The sequence below is a fragment of the Corallococcus sp. 4LFB genome (genome assembly GCF_046520365.1).
GTDB lineage: Bacteria > Myxococcota > Myxococcia > Myxococcales > Myxococcaceae > Corallococcus > Corallococcus caeni.
The window spans coordinates 1-2649 of sequence record NZ_JBKGHJ010000778.1 but is presented as its reverse complement, the minus strand read 5'-3'; the positions used below and the strand labels follow the sequence as shown (position 1 = coordinate 2649).

Genomic DNA, 2649 nt, shown 5'->3' with positions numbered 1-2649 from the left:
CGACCGGCGGGGTGCCGGCGTCCACGGTGCCGCCATCGGTGGAGCCACCGCCGCCCGGGGGCGGAAGCGTGGTGCCGGCCGCGGGCAGGGGGAGGCCGCCCGCGTTGAGGAACACCCCCGCGCGCTGCTTCAGGTACGGCTGACCGTCGGTGCCCTGGTCGTTCTGGTAGGAGCTCTGGCCGCCCGCGCCCGCGCCGAACATCAGCGCGACGACACCCACGTTGGCGAACTTGCGCCGGTGCGCGTCTCCGCTCGCGCCGAAGAAGTACTCGGTGCGGTTGTCCTTGTAGCCCTGGCGCGCTCCACCGCTGTTGTTGATGTTGAGGTGGTTGGAGTTGCCCAGCGGGATCTGCCACAGCACCCAGCGCTTGCCGGTGGTCTGGTTCCAGAGGCGCAGCCACTCCGCGTAGCGGTTGTACGAGCGCGACGTGAGGGACGCCGTGTCGCTCATGTTCCAGGTGTGGTCCGCGCCCTGCGTGAGCCGGTAGAAGTCCGCGTCGCGGTCCAGCGGGTCGCCCACGATGACGTCATAGGTGGCGCCGGTGACGTTGGTGCCAAGCCCCAGCGGCTTGAGGAAGTTGACGACCGTATCCACCTCCGGCTGGAGCGGATCCGTCAGCGAGTCGAGCGCGATGTCCTTGCCGCTGGCCCACGCGGAGATGTGCAGGCCCAGCACGACGTTGTTCGCGCCCACGGCCTTGCGCAGCTGGAGGAACGCCAGGCTCCACCCGGCGACGGTGTTGGGCAGGCCCGCGAGCTCCGGCATCCCCGAGGCCGCGATGGCCGCGTACGCGTTGGGGTTGGAGGCCGTCTGGGACTGGAGGATGCCGACCGCGTCCGGCTCCACGTGCAGGATGACCGGGCCGCCGAAGGTCTTCGCGCGCTGGAGGAGCAGCTTCACGTCCTCGAAGTAGGAGCGCATGGTGCTGGCGTTCTTCAGCTTCGCCAGCGTCTCGCCCTCGCCGCCGCCCGCCTCGCCGAAGAGCTGGTAGTACGTGACGACGGGGACGAAGCCCTGCGCCTTCGTCTCCGTGAAGAAGCTGGCCGCCCAGCTGCCGTCGTGGGCGCCGTAGCCCCAGTTGTCCGCCCAGCCCTTGGTGAAGTAGCGGTAGCGGGCGTCCCAAGGCACGTTGCTGTCCCGCATCCAGTTCTGGCCGGCCTCCTCGAAGAGGCCCACCATCAAGCGGTTCTGGAAGGCGGGGGGCACGGGGCCCTGCACACCCGTGGCGGCCTGGGCGGACAGCGCCCCGAGACACGTCAGCGTCAGCAGCGCCGCGAAGGCGCGTCGAATGGTGTTGGTCATGGAGGCGCTAGTACGCTCCAGCGCTCTCAGTCCTTCCGGTCCGGTGTGCATCGCCCCCCGGCCGTCCGCTCCTCGGACACGCCGCCGGGGGCTCCCCGGCCCGCTATGCGACCGAGCTTCGGGGGGCTGCGTCCTCGACACGTCGCAGGCACGCGGTGAGGTGCCGCGCCAGGGTCTCCACGTGCGGCGGTTCGATCATCGTCTGGTGATTGCCGGGCACCGGCAGCACCTCCAGCCCGTGCCGCACGAGCTCCTGCCACGGCTGCTCCGGATGCAGCGGATGCGGCGGCACGTGCACCTGGGCCTTCAGGTACGTGGCCGGTCCCTCATAGGGCACGGGCTCGTAGCTGAAGAGGGCGCGCATGTGGGCCTTCCAGACGTCCAGGAAGATCTCCAGGTCGCGCAGCGAATACGAGTCCGGCACGGTCGCGCCCTCGCGAGCCTGGCGCAGCACCTCCTTCATCTGCTCGTGCGGGGGCAGCGAACGCAGGCGCTGGGCGAGCGTGGGCGTGTCGCCCCCGAACATCGCCGCGAGCAGCGCGGCGTCGTCCTCGAAGCGCGTGGGCATCTGGCCGGGGCCGGGCGTGTCGAGGAAGACGAGCAGCGCGGGAGGTATGCCCAGCGTGAGCAGGCGCTGGGCCATCTCGTAGACGATGGTGCCGCCCATGGAGAGGCCGACGAGATGGTGGGGCCCGCGGGGCTGCCACTGGAGCATGGCGCTCAGGTGGTGTGAGGCGAGCAGCTCGATGCTCCCCAGTGGCGGGCACTCGCCGTTCACGCCCGGGGCCTGGAAGCCATACACCGTGCGGTCAGTGCCGAGCGCCCGCACCAGGTCCTGGTAGCAGAACACCGTGCCACCCACCGGGTGCATGCACCACAGCGGCGGAAGGTCCGTTCGTCCCTGCTGGAGCCGCACGATGCCTTCGGGGAGCGTGGGCCCCTGCGCGGCCACCGGTGCCTCGGGCGTGAGCTTCGCCTGGATCCACTGCGCGAGCGCCGCGACCGTCGGGCTCTGGAAGAGGACCTGGAGCGGGACCTTGAACGGGAAGTGCTCCGACAGCTTCGACACGAGCTGCGCCGCGAGCAGCGAGTGGCCGCCCAGGTCGAAGAAGCTCGCGGTGACGCTGATGGCCGTGCGTCCCAGGACCTCCGCCCACAGGTCCGCGATCCGCTGTTCCAGCGGCGTGCGAGGCATCACGCCGGCCTCCTCCGCGTCCGTGGCGTCCGAAGGACGGGGCAGGGCGCGGCGGTCCACCTTGCCGTTCGCGTTGAGCGGCAGCGCGTCCATCAGCACGAACGCGGAGGGGACCATGTGGCTGGGGAGCGCCGCCTGGACGTGGGCGCGC

General features: G+C 70.9%; 2 protein-coding genes. Both read right to left on the bottom strand.

The window, feature by feature from the left end; translation table 11 throughout:
- On the bottom strand, positions 1-1303 hold a 1303-nt coding region (locus ACLEQD_RS40990), incomplete at its 3' end, for a hypothetical protein (protein ID WP_410391351.1).
- Positions 1304-1406: 103 nt separating this feature from the next.
- Positions 1407-2649, bottom strand: a 1243-nt coding sequence (locus ACLEQD_RS40985) for a thioesterase domain-containing protein (protein WP_410391350.1), incomplete at its 5' end; no start/stop codon positions are given.